This window comes from Polaribacter haliotis, from assembly GCF_014784055.1.
Taxonomy (GTDB): domain Bacteria; phylum Bacteroidota; class Bacteroidia; order Flavobacteriales; family Flavobacteriaceae; genus Polaribacter; species Polaribacter haliotis.
In genome coordinates this window covers 3586052-3607514 of the sequence record NZ_CP061813.1, presented here as the reverse complement: position 1 = coordinate 3607514, position 21463 = coordinate 3586052, and the positions used below count along the sequence as shown (strand labels likewise).

At 29.1% G+C, this 21463-nt stretch carries 18 protein-coding genes; 13 read left to right on the top strand and 5 right to left on the bottom strand.

The features are described 5' to 3' along the window. Positions 1-50: 50 nt before the first annotated feature. Positions 51-1526, bottom strand: a complete 1476-nt coding sequence (gene pdxR / locus H9I45_RS15525) for a MocR-like pyridoxine biosynthesis transcription factor PdxR (RefSeq protein ID WP_088354215.1) — start codon at positions 1524-1526, stop codon at positions 51-53. A gap of 93 nt (positions 1527-1619) precedes the next feature. Between pdxR and H9I45_RS15520 the strand changes: the two genes are divergently transcribed. From H9I45_RS15520 to H9I45_RS15465, 12 genes are all read left to right on the top strand, one after another. Continuing rightward, positions 1620-2126 (top strand): hypothetical protein, encoded by a 507-nt coding sequence (locus H9I45_RS15520; protein WP_140422756.1) that lies wholly within the window; start codon positions 1620-1622, stop codon positions 2124-2126. A gap of 25 nt (positions 2127-2151) precedes the next feature. Beyond that, complete coding sequence (locus H9I45_RS15515) at positions 2152-2670, top strand: DinB family protein (protein ID WP_088354217.1); 519 nt, start codon at positions 2152-2154, stop codon at positions 2668-2670. Then, complete coding sequence (locus H9I45_RS15510) at positions 2670-2960, top strand: DUF1272 domain-containing protein (RefSeq protein ID WP_088354218.1); 291 nt, start codon at positions 2670-2672, stop codon at positions 2958-2960. The genes H9I45_RS15515 and H9I45_RS15510 overlap by 1 nt, the downstream gene beginning before the upstream one ends. Positions 2961-2963: 3 nt before the next feature. Then, positions 2964-3479, top strand: a complete 516-nt coding sequence (locus H9I45_RS15505; RefSeq protein WP_088354219.1) for a GNAT family N-acetyltransferase — start codon at positions 2964-2966, stop codon at positions 3477-3479. Positions 3480-3481: 2 nt separating this feature from the next. Then, positions 3482-4141 (top strand): pyridoxamine 5'-phosphate oxidase family protein, encoded by a 660-nt coding sequence (locus H9I45_RS15500; RefSeq protein WP_088354220.1) that lies wholly within the window; start codon positions 3482-3484, stop codon positions 4139-4141. A gap of 48 nt (positions 4142-4189) precedes the next feature. Further along, positions 4190-5467, top strand: coding sequence for a hypothetical protein (locus H9I45_RS15495; RefSeq protein WP_088354221.1), 1278 nt, complete (start codon positions 4190-4192; stop codon positions 5465-5467). After that, positions 5468-6550: an AI-2E family transporter gene (locus tag H9I45_RS15490; RefSeq protein WP_088354222.1), complete on the top strand. Its 1083-nt coding sequence runs from the start codon at positions 5468-5470 to the stop codon at positions 6548-6550. It abuts the gene before it with no gap. Positions 6551-6555: 5 nt separating this feature from the next. Further along, entirely contained in the window at positions 6556-7731 is a 1176-nt protein-coding gene (locus H9I45_RS15485) for a class I SAM-dependent methyltransferase (RefSeq protein WP_088354223.1), read from the top strand. 202 nt (positions 7732-7933) lie between these two features. Then, complete coding sequence (gene fdhD, locus H9I45_RS15480; protein WP_088354224.1) at positions 7934-8731, top strand: formate dehydrogenase accessory sulfurtransferase FdhD; 798 nt, start codon at positions 7934-7936, stop codon at positions 8729-8731. Between the two features lies 1 nt (position 8732). Then, positions 8733-11024 (top strand): FdhF/YdeP family oxidoreductase, encoded by a 2292-nt coding sequence (locus H9I45_RS15475; RefSeq protein ID WP_088354225.1) that lies wholly within the window; start codon positions 8733-8735, stop codon positions 11022-11024. A gap of 1 nt (position 11025) precedes the next feature. Beyond that, positions 11026-12567 (top strand): hypothetical protein, encoded by a 1542-nt coding sequence (locus H9I45_RS15470; protein WP_088354226.1) that lies wholly within the window; start codon positions 11026-11028, stop codon positions 12565-12567. Positions 12568-12824: 257 nt separating this feature from the next. Further along, positions 12825-13088: a hypothetical protein gene (locus H9I45_RS15465; protein ID WP_088354227.1), complete on the top strand. Its 264-nt coding sequence runs from the start codon at positions 12825-12827 to the stop codon at positions 13086-13088. 76 nt (positions 13089-13164) lie between these two features. Here H9I45_RS15465 and H9I45_RS15460 read toward each other — a convergent pair whose 3' ends face one another. Genes H9I45_RS15460 through H9I45_RS15450 form a run of 3 tightly spaced genes read right to left on the bottom strand, consistent with a single transcriptional unit; the run spans position 13165 to position 19334 of the window. Continuing rightward, on the bottom strand, positions 13165-15027 hold the full coding sequence (locus H9I45_RS15460) for a right-handed parallel beta-helix repeat-containing protein (RefSeq protein ID WP_088354228.1): 1863 nt from the start codon (positions 15025-15027) through the stop codon (positions 13165-13167). A 10-nt stretch (positions 15028-15037) separates the two neighbouring features. After that, entirely contained in the window at positions 15038-17059 is a 2022-nt protein-coding gene (locus H9I45_RS15455; RefSeq protein ID WP_088354229.1) for an MGH1-like glycoside hydrolase domain-containing protein, read from the bottom strand. Between the two features lie 16 nt (positions 17060-17075). After that, positions 17076-19334: a beta-galactosidase gene (locus tag H9I45_RS15450; RefSeq protein ID WP_088354230.1), complete on the bottom strand. Its 2259-nt coding sequence runs from the start codon at positions 19332-19334 to the stop codon at positions 17076-17078. A gap of 179 nt (positions 19335-19513) precedes the next feature. Between H9I45_RS15450 and H9I45_RS15445 the strand changes: the two genes are divergently transcribed. Then, complete coding sequence (locus H9I45_RS15445; protein WP_088354231.1) at positions 19514-20236, top strand: hypothetical protein; 723 nt, start codon at positions 19514-19516, stop codon at positions 20234-20236. Positions 20237-20301: 65 nt separating this feature from the next. On the opposite strand, the gene dcm is transcribed toward H9I45_RS15445, so the two are convergent. After that, positions 20302-21288, bottom strand: a complete 987-nt coding sequence (dcm, locus tag H9I45_RS15440) for a DNA (cytosine-5-)-methyltransferase (RefSeq protein ID WP_088354232.1) — start codon at positions 21286-21288, stop codon at positions 20302-20304. Between the last annotated feature and the right edge of the window lie 175 nt (positions 21289-21463).

Sequence of the window (21463 nt, the reverse complement as noted above, 5' to 3'; positions counted from 1 at the left end):
TGTATTTAAAAAAGTTAGTTTAGATTCCTGCCTTCGCAGGAATGACAAAGTCATTTAACTTCATTCATAGTTTTCGAAAGTCTATTTATCAATTCATAAATTTCTTCTTCGTTATAAGTAGCAAAACCCATTCTTATGGAATTGTGCCCAGAATTTGAAGCGTCATAACGTTGCCACTCTCCTATTTCTAATTTGTGTTTTTGAGCGATTTCAGCAATCGTTTTCCAAGAATACTTTTTGTTTAAAGTCAACCAAACAGCCATTCCTCCTTTTGGAATTTCAAAATGAAAAACATCTTTAAATTTATCTTCTAAAAGCCTGCAAAACAAATCTCTTCTCGTTTTATAAACCTTCATTACTTTTTTAACATGTCTGTCTAGATCGCCGTTTTTAATAAACTCTTCAAAAGTTAATTCTAATAATGCATCTCCTTGTCTGTCTATAAACCTTCGTTGATTTGATGCTTCATTTACAAACTCTTTTGACGCAATTAAATAACCAACTCTAAAAACTGGTGCTACTGTTTTACAAACAGAACCAATATAAATTACGTTTCCATTTGCATCGTGACTTGCCAAAGGTAAAATTGGCGAATGATTGTAATTAAAATCGTAATCGTAATCATCTTCAATAATTGCAAAACTATATTTTTGGGCTAAATTCAATAAGTGAATTCTTCTTTCCGCAGACAAAGTTACAGTTGTTGGATGATGATGATGAGAAGTAACATAAACAGCTTTTATGGATTTCTTTTTACAAATTTCTTCAATTTCTTGAATCTTTAAACCATTTTCATCCACAGATACTCTTGCTAAATTTGCTTCACTTTGTAAAAATGTGGAATCTGCAGATGTATAATTTGTTTCACCAATTACAATGAAGTCATACTTTTTCAACAATAATTTAGAAGACAAATATATTCCCATTTGACTTCCTCTGGTTATTAAAATATTTTCATAGGAAACAGATAAACCTCGTGTTTTATTCAAGTAATTGGCCAAGGTTTTTCGCAGTTTTTCGTTTCCAAATAAAGAACCGTAAGACATTTCTTTATAAATGTGTTTTCTACTACAAATTCTTCTGTAAATTCTTGCTATGTCTTCTGTTGGTGTTAATCTTGCATCAGAAATTCCATCATTCAAATACATAAAACCATCCTTCATTTTTGGATATTTTCTTGCCAATTCTTCATTTTTATAAAAACTAAAACCAGTTGTATTTGTTCCTTTTCCCTGATTATCAAACTTAAAATCTTGTACATTTAATTCTGGTAAATTGGCATTTACAAAAGTTCCTTTTTTGGCTATACTTTCTACCCAACCTTGTAATAATAACTCTTCATAGCAAGCTACCACAGTTTTTCTGTGTACATTTAAATTTTCAGCTAAAGCTCTGCTACTTGGTAATTTTGTTTCCGGTAATAATTTTCTGCTTTTAATCAGCTCTATAAATGTGTTTGATAATTGCAAATACAATGCTTGTTTGCTTTTTCTATCTATTTTTAAAATCGTTTTATTTGGAAACATAATCTGGACTATTATTTATTTTAATTCTGGATGATTAAAAGAGTCCATAAATATAGTAATTTTGTTCCTAACAGGAAGTTAAAATTTTATCAGATGGAAGTAGAACACACCCTTTTTATTGATATAAATGAAATTTTGAAACTATATGAAAGTACAGCTAATTTAAATAGAGTATGTGCCACAAGACATCATCTTAAAATAGAAAAAATACTAATGCTTTTAGAAATTAAAAATAAGCAGCAATGGAAAGTTACAATCAATAAAAAAATAATGTGTGTGTTTTCACTCTCTTTTAAAAACTCATTAATATGGATGGAAAAGAATAATTGCTCATCAGTTTATATAAACAGAATAACTATAAGCCCAGAATGTAATTACTGTACTATTTTTTCTGAAATTATTAACTGGATTCAAGATTTTGTAGGTTTTAAAAAAATAGATACTATTAAAATTCACACCAATAGCGAGAACAAAAAAATAATCGCTAATTTTAAAAAATGTGGATTTACATTTAGTGGTTATTCAACATTAAAAAATCAACCTAAACAAATATTTAAAATTAAAAATCAATCAACAAGTCTTTATCAATTAAATATTTAACAAATTAACTTTAATAAATTATATTATGAAAAAAGGGACCTTAAAAATAACAGAATACAACGAATACTTTGCCCGTTATATTAATAAAGTTTCTAACAACACAAAATTAATTCCTGGTTTTAAAGAAGATAAAAAAATGGTTATTGATTTCTTTTCATCAATCCCAAAAGAGAAATTAGAATATCGATATCAACCTGAAAAATGGACAATTAAAGAAATGTTACAACATATTGTAGATACTGAACGCATTTTTATGTATCGTTTATTGCGAATTGCAAGAAAAGATACAACTGCTTTGGCTGGTTATGAGCAAGATGACTATGTTGATCCTTCTGAAGCAAACCAAAAATCTTTGGAAGAATTAATAAACGAGTTTACAATTACACGCTTGTATTCCATCAATTTAATAAATAGTATTTCTGATGAAAATTTAAAGAATTTAGGAACAGCAAGTGGTTCAACAATTTCTGCAAGAGCTTGTGCTTTTATCCTTTTAGGACACAGTATTTGGCATATAGAAGTTATTAAAGAAAGATATTTATAATGTTAGAAATTAGACAAAACTGCGAGCATTGCAACAAAGATTTACCAAATACATCTACAGAAGCAATGATTTGCTCTTTCGAGTGCACGTATTGTAAGACCTGTGCTTTAGAAGTTTTCGAAAATGTTTGCCCAACTTGTACAGGCAATTTTGTGAAACGTCCAATTCGTCCATCAAAATATAAAGAGAAATATCCAGCTTCTAAAAAGAGCGTTTTTAAACCAAAAGATTTAGAAGAAGCGAAAACAAAGAGCAATCAATTCAAAGAAATTCATCCTTCAGAAAGATAAATTATGGTAGAAATTAGAAAAGCAAAAGCTTCTGATGCAACTCATATAGCTTTATTAGGACGAATTACCTACACAGAATCGCATGGAGATTATATCGAAGAAAAAGAAGATTTATTGAAATTTTACGATACTAATTATTCAGTTTCTAAAATAAGAGAAGAATTAAATGATGCAGAAAATATCTTTTGGATTGTGTTTTTTGATGAGTTACCAATAGGTTTTGCAAAACTTTCTTTGAATGAAAATTTTTCTAAACTTGATAAAAGTAAATCTTGTAAACTGCAAAGATTATATATTTTGAATGATTTTATCGGTCATAAAATTGGTTCTCAACTTCAAGAAATCATCTTAAAAACTGCAATCGATTTAAAATTTGAAAGCATTTGGCTAACAGCCTATTATAAAAACACAAAAGGATTAAAATTTTATCAAAAATATGGTTTTCAACAAGTTGGAAGCATCGATTTTTTTGTGGGAAAAACAAATTATGAAAATTTAATATTTAGTAAAAAATTATAGTGATGAGTGAATACGAAAAATCAAAATTAAACCGCGTAAAAAGAGGCGCAAATAGAGCCACTTATGATGTTGAAAAAATAAACACCATATTAGATGCTGGTTTTTTATGCTATGTTGGTTATATCTATGAGGGAAAACCGATTACAATTCCTATGGCTTACACCAGAAGAGAAGATAAAATTTACATTCATGGTTCTACCGCAAATAGAATGTTATTATCAATATTAGAAAGTGAAGAAACCTCTATAACAGTAATGCATTTAGACGGATTGGTTTTAGCACGTTCTGGTTTACACCACTCTGTAAATTACAGATCTGCAACACTTTTTGGAAGCTTAAAAAAGGTTGAAAGTGATGACGAAAAAACAGAAATTTTAAAATGGATTGTCAATCAAATGGTGCCAAATCATTGGGATTCTTTAAGACCAATGTATAAGAAAGAATTAGACAGAACTTTAGTTGTGGAGTTTACTATAGAAACTGCATCAGCAAAAGTTAGAGATGTTGGTGTTGCAGATGAACCAGAAGATTATGAGTTACCAATTTGGGCAGGAATTGTACCAATAAAACAAGTTGCAGAATATCCTATTGCAGATAAAGGTGAGCCAGAAAAAATGGAAATTCCGAAACACATTTTAGATTATTACGAGCAAAACAAATAAATTCCTTTAAAATGTAATAAATTAGCTTCTTTATTTTAAATTTTATAAATGAAGCAATTTTTTAAGTTTTTAGGAGTCATTATTTTATTATTAAGTGTTGCTGGAACAATTTTTTATTTTGCAAAAAATGAAGAATTTCCTGAAGGAAAACAAGGCAAAGAGGCAGATGCTTTAGCTATTAAAATGTTTAATGCGATAAATAACGATGCTTTTGAAAACACAGAAGTTATAGAATGGAGTTTTAGAAACGAACATCATTACAAATGGCTAAAACAAGAAAACATTGTTCACGTTTCTTGGGATGATAATAAAGTGATTTTGAATACAAAATCTCTTGAAAAATCTAAAGTTTTAGTGAATGAAGAAGAAACCAATAATCCTGATTTAATTAAAAAAGCGACCGATTTTTTTAACAATGATTCTTTTTGGTTAGTGGCACCTTATAAAATTTTTGATGCTGGTACAGAAAGAAGAATTGTAAATTACGAAGGAAAAGATGCGCTTTTAATTACCTATAATTCTGGAGGTTCTACTCCTGGAGATTCCTATTTATGGATTTTAGACGATAATTATGTACCAATTTCTTATAAAATGTGGGTAGGAATTATTCCTATTGGCGGAATTTCTGCAACTTGGAATGATTTAAAAACCACAGAATCTGGAATAAGGTTACCAACAAAACACGCACTTTCTTTATTTGGTTTGGAAATGGAAATTGGAAATGTAAAAGCATACAATCCTAAAGCGAACGAATTGGCTAACAAAATTTTAAAAGCTATTAAACACGAAAATTATAAAAACACACGTTATTTAGAATGGAGTTTTGGTGGAAGAAGAAGTTTTAAATGGGACAAAGAAAAACACATTGCAGATGTTTCTTGGGATTCTATTCGTGTGAATTTACATCCTCAAAATAAAGAAAAAAGTACTGTTTTCTTCAATGAAAAACTACAAGAAATTGCAGACTCAACAATCGTTAAAAAAGCTTGGGATATTTTTAATAATGATTCTTTTTGGTTGGTTGCTCCTCATAAATTATTCGAAAACGGAATTATTAGAACCATTCAAAAAGAAGATGGTAAAGATGCTTTGTTAGTTAAATACACAACTGGTGGCACAACTCCTGGAGATTCTTATTTATGGATTTTAGATGAAAATTTTGTTCCTAAAAGTTACAAAATGTATTTAAAAAACGGAAGAATGAATGGTACACCAGCAACTTGGGAAGATTGGATTACCACAGAAAGCGGAACATTATTACCAACAAATCATACATTTGGTAATGGAGGAAAGTTGAGTATGGGAGAAGTAAAAGGATATAATTAAATGACGGCAAAAACTTTATCAAACGGAATTTTAAGAGCTTTAGGGGTTCTATTAGGAATTTTTCTATTAGGTTATTTCTTATATACCATTCAATCTGTAATCGTTTATATAATTATTGCAGGTGTAATCTCATTAATTGCTAGACCTATTATTTTACTTTTAAGAAGAAAATTAAAATTCCCAAATACTTTATCTGTTGTAACTACAATGGTACTTTTCTTGGGAATTATAACAGGAATAATCATTTTATTTATTCCACTTATTACAGAACAAGGTAAAAGTTTATCGCTATTACAAAGTGATGAATTACAAGCAAATATTCAGAATATTTTTAATCAAATTACTGCGTATTTTTCTTCAAAAGGAATTGATGTTTTAGGTGAATTAAAAAGCATTGACTTTACTTCTCAATTTAAAGAAATTCCTAATTTATTAAACTCTGTTTTAGGCACATTAGGCTCTTTAAGTGTTGGTTTATTTTCAGTATTATTCATCTCTTTTTTCTTTATGAAAGATAGCAGATTATTAAAAAATGGAGTCATGACAATTATTCCGAATAAAACTGAAGGAAGATTCTCAAAATCATTAGAAACCATTAACGATTTATTATCAAGATATTTTATTGGTTTGATATTACAAATTACCATTCTTTTTGTTTTATACACTATTATTTTATTAATTTTCGGAATAGATAACGCAGTTGTAATAGCATTTTTATGCGCTTTATTAAACTTGATTCCGTATGTTGGACCAATGATTGGAGCAGTAATTATGTTTATTTTATCGATGACAAGTAATATTGGTTTAGATTTTCAAAATGATATTTTACCAACTACCATTTATGTGATGATTGGTTACTTTATTGCTCAAATTATTGACAATTTTGTGAGTCAGCCTGTTATTTTTTCAAAAACTACAAAATCTCATCCATTAGAAATTTTCTTGATTATTATTATTGGTGGTTTACTTTTTGGTATTGTGGGTATGATAACAGCAGTTCCATTATATACTGCTTTAAAAGTGATTTTAAAGGAGTTTTTATCTGAAAATAAAATTGTAAAATCGTTAACTAAAAACATTTAGTTTTTTTGAATAATAAAATTCTAAACACTAAAATTCAGCAATTTATATCTGAAAATTTAAAATCAGATATCACAAAATTGATTTTTAAAGGAAGTCCTTTTGAGGGTATTTCTGTTCAAGAAATTGCGAATCAGATTTTGGCAAAACAAAAATCATTTACCAAGTTACCAACTTGGTTTTCTACTGAAAATATTTATTATCCAGAGAAAATTAGTATCGAGCAAACTTCGTCAGAAATTACTGCAAAATACAAGTCAGAAATTATTTCTGGAGATTCAATTATAGATATTACTGGTGGTTTTGGAGTAGATTGTTTCTATTTTTCGAAGCATTTTAAAAACGTTTTTCATTGTGAAATTAATGAAGAATTATCAGCAGTTGTAAAACACAATTATCAACAATTAAACATAAAAAATATTGTCACTTTTTCTGGTGATGGATTACAGTTTTTAAGAAATTCTACAGAAACTTTCGATTGTATTTACATAGATCCATCAAGAAGAAATGACGTTAAAGGAAAAGTTTTCTTACTAAAAGATTGTTTACCCAATGTGCCAGAAAATATTGATTTTTTATTTACTAAAACCAATCAAATTCTTCTTAAAAACTCACCCATTTTAGATATTACAAGTGCTATTAATGAGTTAAAATTTGTAAAAGAAATTCATGTTATTGCACTTAAAAATGAGGTAAAAGAAGTCTTGTTTTTATTAGAAAAAAATTATGAAAATATAATTGAAATTAAAACAATAAACATAAAAAAAGAGGAAACAGAAACGTTTAATTTTAATTATAAAGAAGAAGTGTTTTCTAATTATTCAGAACCTCTCTCCTATTTGTATGAACCAAATTCAGCCATATTAAAATCTGGCGGATTTCATCAAATTACAAATCAGTTAAATGTATTCAAACTTCAGCAACATTCGCATTTATATACATCAAAAAAAGTAGTAGATTTTCCAGGTAGAATTTTTAAAATCGAAAATGTAATTTCATACGACAAAAAGAAAGTAAGTAAACTTTTATCAGAAAGAAAAGCAAATATTACTACTAGAAATTTTCCAAAAACGGTTGCTCAAATTAGAAAAGAAACCAAAATTAAAGATGGTGGAAATGCTTATTTGTTTCTTACAACTAATTCAGAAAATCAATTAATTGTTATTTTAGGTTCAAAAGTTTAAGCTTTAACTTATTGTTAATAAATTATATATACTAAAATAAATTTTATACTGTTAATATAATTATATTTGTAACAGATTAAGTGTTTTATTATTAGGGGTATAAAACACTTAAAAAAAGTCTCGGATTAATTTTCGAGACTTTTGTTTTTTTACACAACTACTTTTTCAGTAAGTTTGTATAGAAAGCTTAATTTTCTCGTTTATGCAAACTTTAGTTTATCAGGGAATAAAAATCACTCATAAAAAACAAGCAACAATTAATGATGTTTTGGTGGTAGAAGCACCACTTCAAATTAACATTAATAATGAGGCGTATACTGTTGTTATGAGAACTCCTGATAATGATTTAGAACTGATAAGAGGTTTGCTTTTTGCTGAAGATATTTATAAAAATTCTATCAATTTCGATATACAAATTGATAAAAAAGAAAATGAAATTCCTACTATAATTAACGTATTAATTCCCAGAGAAAAGTTAGGAAAAGGATATTTAAACAAAAGAACTTTACTTTCTGTTTCTTCATGTGGAATTTGTGGAAAACAAGAGTTAAAAGACATAGAAGTTGAAGGAGAAAAGTTAATTAATAAAGCTACTTTTTCATCAGAAATTATTCATAAAATGTATGTTGAAATGAATACTTTCCAAGATACATTTAAAGAATCTGGAGGAAGTCATGCAGCTGCAGTTTTCAATAAAAAAAACGAACTTTTAACCATTAAAGAAGATATTGGCAGACACAATGCAGTCGATAAAACAGTAGGAGATTTATTGTTAAAAAATAGTTTAAAAAACGCCAATTATTTACTTGTAAGTGGTCGTGTTTCTTACGAAATTGTATCCAAAGCATTTATTGCTAAAATACCTATAATTGTTGCAGTTTCTGCTTGCTCTTCCTTGGCTGTAGATTTTGCAAAAGAATTCGGAATTTGTTTAATTGGTTTTACTCGAGAAGGTAAAATGACCATTTATGCAAACCCAAGTTATATAAAATTGAGTTAATATGTCTGAAAAATCAAATGCACAACCACCAGAAAAATTAACTGGAATTCAATTAAAAGAAATTCCAGATTCTGCTGTTGGTTTTAAAGCTATTAAATCTTCAATAAATCATATTACTTCAGAAGTTGGACTTATAAAAGGGATTGGTTTACTTAAAAACTTAAATCAAAAAGATGGTTTTGATTGCCCAGGTTGTGCTTGGCCAGATCCAGATGCAAAGCGTGCTTTTTTAGCAGAATATTGCGAAAATGGAGCAAAAGCTGTTGCAGAAGAAGCTACAAAAAACAAAGTCTCGCCTTTATTTTTTGCAACACATTCTGTACAAGAATTGGCAAAATTATCCGATTACGAAATTGGTAAAAGTGGAAGAATTACCCAACCAATGTATTTGCCTGAAGGAAAAGATAATTATGAAGAAATTTCTTGGGAAGATGCTTTTAATTTAATTGGTGAAGAATTAAATTCTTTAGATTCACCTGATGAAGCTATTTTTTATACATCAGGAAGAACAAGTAATGAAGCTGCCTTTTTATATCAACTTTTTGTTAGACAATTTGGAACAAATAATTTACCAGATTGTTCTAATATGTGTCATGAATCTAGTGGTGCTGCACTATCAGAAACTTTAGGAATAGGAAAAGGATCTGTAACTTTAGATGATTTTAATCACGCAGATTTAGTGATTGTTATTGGGCAAAATCCAGGAACAAATCATCCAAGAATGTTAACTGCATTAGGTGAAACCAAAAATAATGGCGGAAAAATTATTACTATAAATCCACTACCAGAAGTTGGTTTACTAAATTATAAAGATCCGCAAAATCCATTAAAATGGATTGGTTCTGGGCAAGATTTAACAGACTTGTTTCTTCAAGTAAAAATAAACGGAGATGTTGCCTTACTAAAAATCATTTTAAAATTAATGAAGCAAAAGGAAATTGAAAATCCTGGTGCTATTTTCAATCATGATTTTATAAAAGAAAAAACAGCTGGAATTGACGAAATGTTGAATGATTTAGATAATTATTCAATAGAAGAGTTACTTCCACAAACAGGTATTGAATTTGAAGAAATAGAAAAAGCAACCGAACTTATCATCAACAATGAAAAGATTATTATTTGTTGGGCAATGGGTTTAACACAACATAAAAATTCAGTGGATAATATCCGTGAGCTCGTAAACATTCTATTATTAAAAGGAAGCATTGGTAAAAAAGGAGCTGGAACCTGTCCAGTTCGTGGTCATTCTAATGTACAAGGAGATAGAACCATGGGAATTTGGGAGAAATCTCCAGATTCTTTTTTAGATAAATTAGATAATGAGTTTAATTTTAAATCGCCCAGAAAACATGGTTTTGACGTTGTAAACTCTATTGAGGCAATGCATAATGAAAAAGCGAAAATATTCTTTGGTATGGGAGGTAATTTTATTTCTGCAACACCAGATACAGAATTTACTGCAGATGCTTTACGCAATTGTAATTTAACGGTTCATATATCCACAAAACTGAATAGAAGTCATTTAATTCATGGAAAAAAAGCGTTAATCTTACCTTGTTTGGGTCGTTCTGAAAAAGACTTTCAATCTTCAGGTGAACAGTTTGTAACTGTAGAAAATTCAATGGGAGTTGTGCATCAATCTCATGGACATTTAGCACCACATTCAAACAAATTATTAAGCGAACCAAAAATTGTTGCAGGAATTGCAATTGCAACTTTAAAAAACTCTACAGTAAATTGGACGAAACTTACAGATAATTACGATTTAATTCGTAATAAAATTGAAGCGACAATTCCTGGTTTCGAGAATTACAATAAAAGAGCGCGTATAAAAGGAGGTTTTTATTTACCAAACAATGCTAGAATTAATAATTTTGAACCAACCTCAACTGGTAAAGCGAATTTTAGTAAAAACTTACCTTCGGATATTATATTGAAAAAAAATCAATTTTTAATGATGACAATTCGAACGCACGACCAATATAATACCACAATTTATGGTTTAAACGATCGTTACAGAGGTGTTCTAAACGAAAGAAGAGTTATCTTTATGAATGAAGAAGACATGAAACAACAAGGTTTAAAAAAATTAGATTTAGTGAATTTAACAAGTCATTTTAATGATGAAAAACGAGAAGCGAAAAGTTTTCTAGCAATTCCATATAATATTCCAAAGCAATGTACAGCTACCTATTTCCCTGAAGCAAACGTATTGGTTCCTATTAAAAGTGTGGCCAAAATTAGTAATACACCAGCTTCAAAAACTGTAGTTATTTCTATTCAAAAAAGATAACATGAAAAAACATCTATTATTATTTACAATACTTTTTTTAAATCAAATTATTTTTTCGCAGTCTGATATTATTCCAAATAAAATTACTCAAAAAGCATTTGCTAGAATAGATTTTCAGTCTTTAGACTTACCTATTAATCCATTAGGTATAGATGACCCAAATATGGGTTTTACTGGTATTCATTACAATTTAATGTTAAACGATTGGGCATATGCAGGTTTTGGAATTTACGGTGCAGTAACAGGTAATAAAGGAGGTTTTTTTACACTTGGTGTAAATGCAGGAATAAAAAAATATTTAAATAAAACTTTATATCTCGATGCTGGCTTCCATTTTGGTGGTGGTGGAGGTGCTTCAGCTCCAGATGGTGGAGGCGCCTTTATTTTACCCCATGTAAATTTAGGTTATGATTTTAAAGATTTCACCTTGAATGGTGGTTGGAGTTATGTCGATTTTTTCGATGGAGGAAATATATCTGGCCATCAATTAAATGTCGCTTTAGAAATTCCTTTAGATTTTGAATACTCTAATTATAAAGCCTCAGAAAAAGAGTTTTCGGTTACAGATTTAAAAGAATCTAGCTGGAATCAAAAAACAAATAGAACTTCTTTAATGCTTCATTTAAATAATTTAAGAGTTACAAGTGAAGCAGATGCTACAACTGGAGAAGTTTTAAATGGAAAAACAATTCGTTTAGCAGGTTTTGAACTCGCTTCTTATATCAATAAAAACTGGTTTGCATTTTTAAAAGTAGATGGCGCTTACAGTGGAATAAGAGCTGGTTATATGGATGTGTTTTTAGGTGGTGGATATCACTTATCTATGAATAAAAACCGTACTAATATTCAAGCAAAATTCGGAATAGGAGCTGGTGGTGGTGGTGGTGTAGATACACAAGGTGGTTTCTTATTATATCCCGATATTTCCTTTGAACAAAAAATATATAAAGACCTCTACTTATCTGTAAATAAAGGTTTTTTATTAACTCCTAATAAGTATTTCGCAACTTCTTCCTTTGGAGCAGGATTAAAATATTATATTGAAAGAAATGGTACTTATAATGATACTTCTAATTTTAATAACGCTGTTTTTAAAGGATTTGAAGTAATCGTAAAACAAGATTGGTATTTTAAAGCAAAAAGAATAACGAATCCTACTGAAGATATGCACCAAATATCTTTACAAGTTAATTTAGATATTAATAAAAATATATTTGTTGCAGGACAAACCTCATTTGCAAATTTTGGAGACGCAGGTGCTTATGCAGAAGGTTTGGTTGGTGTTGGAATAAGAACTAACCCCATATTACATGATAATATTACTTTTTATACACAAATTTTAGGAGGAGCTGCAGGAGGAGGAAATATTAGCACAGGAGAAGGCCTTATTATAAAACCAAGCTTAGGTGTTGATTACCAATTAAATAACACTTTAAGCTTACGTAGTTCTGCTGGGTATGTAAAAGCTAAAGGAGGCAGTCTTAGCAATCCTTTTATTAATTTTGGAATAAAATATAATTTTTCATTTTTAAAGTTGAAATAATTTTATGTATCTTTGCAATCTCAATTAGAAATAATTGTTACTCCCTTTTTACAATTTATAATAAGTTCAACAATTTGGCTAAATTAATTTTTAGTTGCAATTATTTATTATAATACAATTAAAGCACCCTAACTTTACGCGTATTTTTGTTCTATTATTTTAATAGTTTCAGAATAACCATAACTTCAATCCCTACAAAAGTTAGTCTCTGAAAATTAAATAATAGTTTTTTATTAAAATTATTTAAATTATTTATTATGAAAAAAGTGTTATTAACTTTAACATTTGTAGGGAGTTTACTAATGAGTTGTCAACCAGTAAAAACAGAATTAGAACATTACGAGTCTAACAAAACTGTTGTTGAAAAAGAGTTTCCAAACTATCATGTTACATCATTTAGACAGTTTAGTTATGTGTTTCAGGTATCTAATCCAGAGCATGTTATTAAAGTGACTTTAGACAATGCAAAAATTGTAAAAAGAGATACTTTAAAAGTATTTTCAAAAATTTCAATAAGATAACTACTCCCCACAAGTACGTTTATAACACGTTTAATATTAACGTAATTAAAGCAACCATTTTTTGGTTGCTTTTTTTTTAAAAAATTTGTTTATTATTTTCAATTTTTATAGCATCAGATTCTTTAAACGTTAAGAAATCTTCAATTAGAAAACGTTTTTTAGCTTCGATAGTATTATTTGTAAACTGAATGTTTCGAGTACTTTTTGCAAATAATATCTTTCCACTATTTATGCTGAATAGATTTTTCGAAATTTTAATATTTTCGTGAACAAAAGCACCAGAAACAACTACTTTATTTTCTGGATGAATATTAATTACTGGCGAACCACAATCTATAAACTTATTATTTTTAATGATTACGTTTTTTACAGGACCAGACTCAAACCACCCATTTGCATCATCTGCAATTAAAACTCCACTCATTGTGGGTTTATTAAATTCATTATTTTCAATACGAACTTTCGCTCTTGTCGTTATTAAAACTCCTCTTGTAGGAATGTGAGCTATTTTTGTATTTGTAATCGTTAAGTTGGGTGTCCAAGTTGTATTTTCAATTACGTCTTTCGGGTTTATATTATGTGGAACTGGCTGTTTTAACTCAAGTTCCATTTCTTTTTCATTCAGCATTTTTGCTGATACTACTTTATTTTTTGAATAAGAAAGCAAACTGGTGTTACTAACAAACTCGACACTATCTCCAGCAAAAAAAGCTTCAAAACCAAAGGTTTGTGGGTGCATAAAACGGACTCTTATTTTTTTGTTAGACAGTTTTTCTGTAATTCTTAAATGAGTTCCATGTACATTCACAGCATCGTCATTAGCTGCAGATAAATACGAGTTTTTAATTTCAATATTTCCCTTACAACTCGAAAAATGAAGAATATCTGCCCAAGCTGCACAAGTTCTTCCAGATTTTTCACTTGGTTTTACGGAAAGATTATCAAAAGTAATATTTTCACAAAACTGACTAACAAAACCCATTCCGTGCATAAAATGTACGGTTACATTTTTCCAAATAATATTGCTACTTCTTTCAGAAAAAACAGCAGCATAATCTCTAAAAGTATTCCTATTTTGATAGATAATTCCTTCTTTTAATCCTGGATTTTTATCAAAATGAATACGAACTTTTTGGTCGCCAATTTTTGAAAAACTTAAATTATTTACAGGTAAAGAAGTTCTTGCAACTTTATCTGTTTCTGGGTTAAATGCCTGCCAAAGCGATTGTGGTTTGTGTTTCCAACCTTCACCAACCCAAGTTAAAGTGCTATCAATAATTTTATATTTCGAATCTGCATGTATTTCAACATCTGCATAACTATTGTTTGTTTTAATCACTTTTAATTCAGAAACAGTGGGTCTATAATAATCGAAAGTTAAGTTTTCTATAGTAATGTTTTTAGAATATCTAATTCCTGTTTCCATTACTTTTCCTCGAAACATAATTTCTGCGCCATTTCCGTTTAAACGAACATTTTCTGCTTCTAAAAAATAAAATGCTACTGCTTTAAAATCCTTTGGAGCATCGTTCGTATTGGAAATTTGAAACTGATTTTTATAAGCATTTTCAGGATAAAAATTATAAATTCCTACTGAAAAATTTATAGTTATTGGATTTTCTTCAGTTCCTTTTCCTGTTACAAATAAAGATTCTTTAAAATCTCCTGCCGATAAAATTTCAATGGTGTTACCTTCTGTTAAATGTAATTGATTGATTCTTTTAAAGGTTTTCCATGGCTTTTCCTTTGAAGTTCCCAAATTAGAATCGTCTCCAGAATTAGGATTTATAAAAAAAGTTGTGTTTGCTTCTGCAAGTGTTCGTTCACTTACTTCAGGATAATTATTTTTTATGAATGCTGATTTTTGATTGTTGCCACATCCAAAAAAAGATAGAAATCCTACACAAAAAACAAGTACAGATAAGAGTTTTCTATTCATCTTTATAATTTTATTTATTCATTAAAAGCATTAAAAGATGCCCAGCAGACCAACTAAATTGAACACCTCTATAACCTATTCCTGAAAGTGGATCGTAATTTTCTCGAATTGGAACTCCTGGTTCACTAATTCCTTCAAGATTTTTTAAAGTTCTTTCTTGAAGCTCATCTGCTTCTTTATTATAGCCATAATTTCGCAAAGCTTTTACCCCAAAATAAATTTGATCTACCCAAATAGAGCCTTTCCAATAACCATCTTTTTCATATTTAGAATCATTTACAGCAAGAGTTCCCAAAGGCACATAAGTATTAAACATCTCAGGGTTTAGCATTACATCTTTTACACGTTTTGCTTGATCTTCACTTGCAAGATTTGCAAATAAAGGAGTCCAACCTTCAGAGCCCACAATTTTAATCATTTTTTTATTGCTTAAAGACCAATCATAGAAATAACCATCTTTTTCATCCCAAAAACGGTCATTTATTTTGTCTTTTAATTCGTTTGCTTCTTTACTGAAATTGGCAGCATCTTGTTGTTTTCCTAAAGCCTTTGCCATTTTAGACAAAAACCCTTTTTCTTGCCATAGATACGTATTCAAATCTACAGATTCTTGATTATAAGTACCTCCATATGTTTGTTTTACAACTTTAGCATCGTCAAAACGAGCTGCATTATCCATACCACTTTCCCAAGCTGCTGCTTGGTGTGTACCATCAGTTGAACCATATTCACAAAGTCCGTTTTTGTTAGCATCACGTTCTTTGTACCACCAATTATGGTATTTTACTAATTTTGGATAGATTTTTTCTAAAAAATCTTTATCGTTAGTTGCTTCATAAGCAAGCCATACAGCCCAACCAGCCAAAGGTGGTTTTGAATCTCTCCAATTATCATCTCTTTTATAATAACGAACAACATCGCCAACCATTCCTGCTTCATTTTGAAACATAAACATACCTTCTATTTGCTTTTTTGCCAAATCAGGGGCAATATCTACAAGTGCAGCTGCATGTTTCCAAGAATCCCAAGCCCAATATCCATTAAAATAACCAAGACAAGGATAAATGCCTTCGCCTTCTAAGTTTCCTGCTGGAGTTCTCCAATTTGTTATTAATGTTTGTAAAGATTTCGCTGCAATTCGTTGATTATTTTCATCTTTTAACCATTTTGTATTTGGTTTGGTAATCTCATTAAAATAATTTAGCCAACGTTTTCTATTTTCTGCAAATAGTTCAATTTCTGATTTCCCCTCTTTTACAGGAGATGTTTCTAATTGATTTAAAAAACGTTCGGAATCTATTTTTTCATCTGCTAAAAATGTTTCAACAAAATAGAACGTTTTCTTTTCATTTGGTTTTAAATCAACATTGTTTAGTACAGCTTTTCCTGTTCCATTTTCGGTAATATTCAACTTTATTTTATCATTATTAAATTCTAATCCATAAGCTCCATGCGGATTTGTATTCATAATTAAAGTTTTACCTTTCGTTTTAAAAACCTCCTTATCTACAGTATAAGGCACCATATTCCACTTTAAATTGAGGGTGTTTTTTTGGTCTCCAACATTTTCAATAATAGTTTCCGTTAAAGATTTATCCGAAGAAATATAAATTAATCTTTGTGAGATTTTTAATTTTTCATTTTGAAAAACTTGTTGCAATATTCCTGGTGTGTGAGTTGCTTTTTTTCTTTCGAATTTTAATGGAACTTCTTTTGCTACAACAGATAATTTAACAAGTCCAGATTGGTTTTTATTTTCGTAGAAATATCCTCCATTCACTAAAAAAATAGGTCCTCGAAAAGAAATCTCTTTATTTTCGATTTCTTTTTTTGTGATTCCATAGCCATGCCAAGCACCTAAATCTGTAAAAGTGAAATTGTTTGGTTTTCCAGCTTCCACATTAATCATCCCTTCAATATGCATCATTTTTTCTGCTAAAGTTTCCTCCACTTTAACTTCTTTTTTTCCTCCTGCACAACTCGCAAAGATTAAACCGACTAATATTGCTAAATATTTACATATTTTCATCATAATATATTTTTGAAAATTACTTTCCTAAAGAGATTGTGTATTCTGGTTTAAATTTAATTTCTCTAATTAAACCTTTACGTTCAGTATCGTTTTTAGGAGCTTTATTTTTAGGAATTCCTTTTACTTTATCGTCCCATTCAGAAATTTTAATTGTAATTTCTGATCTTCCATTATTCATAAATCTTCTTAATCCGATATCCCAAATAGTTCCATTGAAAAAATCGTCGCTATAATTTTTACCATTTTCTAAAATACCGGCTTTGCTCCCAATATAATCTACATAAGCAAAAATATTTCTAACGTGTTTAGGCAGTTTTTTGGGTGTATTAAATACCCAATTATTAGTTGATTTTTTATTTATTTTGATGTCTAAATTCGTTTCTGGAGTTTCAAAAACATGCTCGCTAAATACCCCGTTATTTTTACTTCTTACGCTATTTAATTTATTATCAATCGCAGGAAAAGTTAATAAATTCATTTTGTTAGATTCTGAAAAAAGCTCCAAATGCCCTTTATCTATTAACAAATTCGCATTGCTTAAAAATAAACGCTCTTTTCCTTTATAATGAAGCCTCCAACTTTGTTCTGCTTGCTCACGAGTTAATACTACAATTATGGCTTTTTTACCATTATTATCAATAATCTCAATAGTTTGGCCCATTCCTGGTACTGGTTTTATATAAGTTCTTCCATTTTTATTGATTGTTTCCGCAGTTGAAGTCAACTTTTTAAACGTATTATCATTAAAAGCAAACTCCGGATTTACACCCGGCAGTTTGAAGAAAAAATAATTTGGAACGCCATTATTACCCTCTACTTTAGCTAATAATTGTGCAGTTGCATATTTTAATTGCGCTCCATTTATATCTAAATTTATTGGAAAAATAGGACTTGTATTTTCCTTTATTGTAATTGGTGCTTCAGGGAAAAGAAGTTTTTCCCCTTTCAGTTTTAGCTCAATTTGTACATTTTCTTGAGGCTTCATATCTACCCAACCTTGTGTTGTTGTTAAAAACAGAAAACCTTTTTCGTCTTTAAATCTACCTACGTAACGCAATGTTTTCACGTCTGTTGGGTCTTTAATTGGCTGTATTACTCTCGCAGGTTGCATTGTGGCTAATTCTGAACCAAAATCTGTAATAAAATTATGAATTACTTTAATTTTTTTATAAGAATCTCTTATTTGACCATATTCGCCAATTGGTGCTTGAAAATCGTAATTCAGTGGGTGGTTATTTCCTTGATAACCTTCTTTTTGAGTTCCTCCTTGGAACATAAAATACCCCATTAAATTAATTCCTCTTCCCAATGCGTTTTGTGCATGTCCTTCGGAATCGTAACTAGGCACAACAAATCGGTTGTTATAAGATTGCCAACAACCAACACCTAATTCGCACATTCCTCTTGGAAATTTTGTACCATCGTAAGGTAAACCTCCAATGTTTTTCATGGCTCCCCATTCGTCTGTAGAATACAAAAAATCGATAGTAGGTTCTGGCTCCATCCATCCACGATAAGGATAAGCGCCTTGCATTGGAATAATATCGCCTTTTTCATAAAAGTGTTTACTATTATTTGTTGCTGAATAAAAGGGAGTAATCATACCTAATTCCTTTGCCATATTTAACAAAGAAGTTAGATGTGTTTTTTTAGTATCGTGTGCCAACTCATTATCTACTTGAAAACCAATTATTGGGCCACCATCTTTAAAATAGAATCCTTTTGTTTGTTTTGCAACTTCTATATAATATTTTTTAGATGCTGCCAAATACCAAGGCGCATTAGAACGCTTTCCTTTTTTATTAATCCAATCTGGGAAACCTCCATTTTTTGCTTCTGCATTAATATATGGCCCAGGACGTAACCACACAAAAAGTTCGTGCTTTTTACAAAGTTTTAAAAATTGACGTAAATCGTTGTTGCCTTTCCAATTGTAATTTCCTGGAGTAACCTCGTGATTTACCCAAAAAACATATACTGAAACAATTGAAATTCCTGCCGCTTTCATTTTAAGTAGTTCATCTTCCCAATATTTTTGAGGATATCTTACAAAATGAAATTCTCCCATAATTGGAAGCCAAGGTTTACCATCTTTTGTCCAAAATAAAGAATTTACGCCAAGTCGAAGTCCATCTGAATTTTCCCCACCAGCTTTTAACCAACTGTCTATACTTCTGTTTTCCCCTTTGGTAATATCAAGTTTATAAATATTTTCTTGCCCACATAAAATAATGGTAAAAAACATTAAAATAAAGGAAAGGTAATATGTTTTCATTTTAATAAAGGATGTATTAATTAATTTACAATCTATTTTACTAATAAATTATAAGACACTTTTTTAAATTAAATTTTAATGATAAATATACAAAATTAGGTCTAAAGACCTAGTTTTAAAAAAATATATTGTAATATCCTAAATATTAATCTTCTAAAGTATTTTACTACATTTATGTTATGAAACTAGAAAAAATAAAAAATTCGTTTTTCATTAACAATAAAAAAAAATTTAGTGGAAAAAGTATTGAAAAAAAAGATTTAGAAAATGCTTTTAATTTTGCCTTCGAAATGGCATTTGGAAAAGGCTATCATAGAGCTATTAGAAGTGGTGGAAATGAAGTAAGAACTCCAATTAATATTTTTAGAAATACTTTACAAGGTAAATTAGCAGAAATAGTAGTCTACAACTTCTTTATAAAAAATAAATTTATATGTGAAAAAATAGACTTTTCTATTTCTGAAAAAGGAATTTGGGACGACTGTGATTTAATAGTTAATAATAAAAAAATTAGCATTAAGTCAGCCGCATATTTCTCTAATTTACTTTTATTAGAAACAGCAGATTGGAACTCTAACGGAAATTATATTCCAAATATCACAAATAAAAACTCTTCAAATAAATATGATTATTTTATTTTTGTTAGAATTAAACCAAATACTAATTCTTTATTTGAAAATGGATCAGAAAAAGAAATTTTGAGAAAAGAAATTTACACACAAAATTGGTTTTTTGATATAGTAGGGTGTTGTAGTTTAGATACTTTAATTTATGTGATTAATAAAGAATATATTTTACCTAAAAACTCCTTACTAAATGGTAAAATAAAAATGGACGCCGAGAATTATTACATTCAATCTGGCGATTTAAAAAATCTAAATTATCTAATTAACGAACTTTAAATTCGAGACTTTTATTACTATAATTGAGTTGAACAGACCTGATGCTATAAATATTTACTGAAAATTTATATTGTAGGCTTTACAACTCTTTGTTCTATGTTTTCAATAACAACTTTTATTTGATTTGCCAACCTATATATCACTGGCATACTTACGGAATTTCCCGATTGTTTATATAAATGTGAATTAGCTATTTTTGGTAATTTAAAGGAATCTGGAAACCCTTGAAATCTAAAACACTCTCTTGGTGTTAATTTTCTAAATCCATAATCTGTTTTTACTAAGGGAACATTATGCCCACCTGTTCCCATATTTGCTGTTAAAGTTGGACATACATTCGATTTATTCTCTCTAACATATTGTCTTCTAAACTGATAAACTGTATCGTCTCTTTTCATAGACTCCTTTAACATAGAATACATATATTTATCTTCGCCATAATAAAATTTAGAATCAACCTCGTCTTTAATTAAAATATCTTTTATTTTTTTTGTGAGCTTATCCTTATCAGGAAAGTTAAATTTAAAATTTTCATCAGCTACAAATTCTTTATCGAAAGCAATTATAAAAATCCTTTCTCTATTATGAGGAATATTCCCAAAATCTTTCGTGTTTAATACCTTAGAATCAAAAGTATATCCTCTTTCTCGGATTTCTTTTTCAATGATTTTAAATGTTTTTCCTTTATCATGGCCTACCAAATTTTTAACATTTTCTAGAAATAAAACTTTTGGTCTCATTTCATCTACAAAATCTAAAATTTTAAAAAAGTGATTTCCTCTATTATCATCAAAACCCTTTCTATAGCCTGCTACAGAAAAAGGTTGACATGGAAATCCTGCTGTTAAAATATCGACTTTTGGTAATTTAGACTCATTAATCTCCATTACATCACCTTCAATTAAATCGTGTTTAAAGTTCTCTCTATAAGTTACACATGCATTTTTATCGAACTCATTTGCCCATTTTAAAATAAATCCAGATTTTTCGAAACCCATACATATTCCACCCACACCAGCATATAAACTTCCAACAGTATATTTATTATTCATTACTCTATTTTTCGATTTTTTAATTGGTTATTATAATATATATTAATGTTGTAGTATATAATTGCAAATATATTAATTCAAATTTAGCTATTCTATAGTTAATTATTTTTGTGATAATTTAATTAAAACCATATTTTAATTATATGTATTATAAAACAATATACATTTTCTCTTT

Excerpts from the sequence above, each read along its gene's own strand:
- H9I45_RS15455 (WP_088354229.1), bottom strand. The coding sequence starts at position 17,059 with ATGATGAAAATATGTAAATATTTAGCAATATTAGTCGGTTTAATCTTT.
- dcm (WP_088354232.1), bottom strand. The coding sequence starts at position 21,288 with ATGAATAATAAATATACTGTTGGAAGTTTATATGCTGGTGTGGGTGGA.
- H9I45_RS15520 (WP_140422756.1), top strand. The coding sequence starts at position 1,620 with ATGGAAGTAGAACACACCCTTTTTATTGATATAAATGAAATTTTGAAA.
- H9I45_RS15505 (WP_088354219.1), top strand. The coding sequence starts at position 2,964 with ATGGTAGAAATTAGAAAAGCAAAAGCTTCTGATGCAACTCATATAGCT.
- H9I45_RS15450 (WP_088354230.1), bottom strand. The coding sequence starts at position 19,334 with ATGAAAACATATTACCTTTCCTTTATTTTAATGTTTTTTACCATTATT.
- pdxR (WP_088354215.1), bottom strand. The coding sequence starts at position 1,526 with ATGTTTCCAAATAAAACGATTTTAAAAATAGATAGAAAAAGCAAACAA.
- H9I45_RS15515 (WP_088354217.1), top strand. The coding sequence starts at position 2,152 with ATGAAAAAAGGGACCTTAAAAATAACAGAATACAACGAATACTTTGCC.
- H9I45_RS15465 (WP_088354227.1), top strand. The coding sequence starts at position 12,825 with ATGAAAAAAGTGTTATTAACTTTAACATTTGTAGGGAGTTTACTAATG.
- H9I45_RS15470 (WP_088354226.1), top strand. The coding sequence starts at position 11,026 with ATGAAAAAACATCTATTATTATTTACAATACTTTTTTTAAATCAAATT.
- H9I45_RS15460 (WP_088354228.1), bottom strand. The coding sequence starts at position 15,027 with ATGAATAGAAAACTCTTATCTGTACTTGTTTTTTGTGTAGGATTTCTA.
- fdhD (WP_088354224.1), top strand. The coding sequence starts at position 7,934 with ATGCAAACTTTAGTTTATCAGGGAATAAAAATCACTCATAAAAAACAA.
- H9I45_RS15495 (WP_088354221.1), top strand. The coding sequence starts at position 4,190 with ATGAAGCAATTTTTTAAGTTTTTAGGAGTCATTATTTTATTATTAAGT.
- H9I45_RS15490 (WP_088354222.1), top strand. The coding sequence starts at position 5,468 with ATGACGGCAAAAACTTTATCAAACGGAATTTTAAGAGCTTTAGGGGTT.
- H9I45_RS15510 (WP_088354218.1), top strand. The coding sequence starts at position 2,670 with ATGTTAGAAATTAGACAAAACTGCGAGCATTGCAACAAAGATTTACCA.
- H9I45_RS15500 (WP_088354220.1), top strand. The coding sequence starts at position 3,482 with ATGAGTGAATACGAAAAATCAAAATTAAACCGCGTAAAAAGAGGCGCA.
- H9I45_RS15445 (WP_088354231.1), top strand. The coding sequence starts at position 19,514 with ATGAAACTAGAAAAAATAAAAAATTCGTTTTTCATTAACAATAAAAAA.
- H9I45_RS15475 (WP_088354225.1), top strand. The coding sequence starts at position 8,733 with ATGTCTGAAAAATCAAATGCACAACCACCAGAAAAATTAACTGGAATT.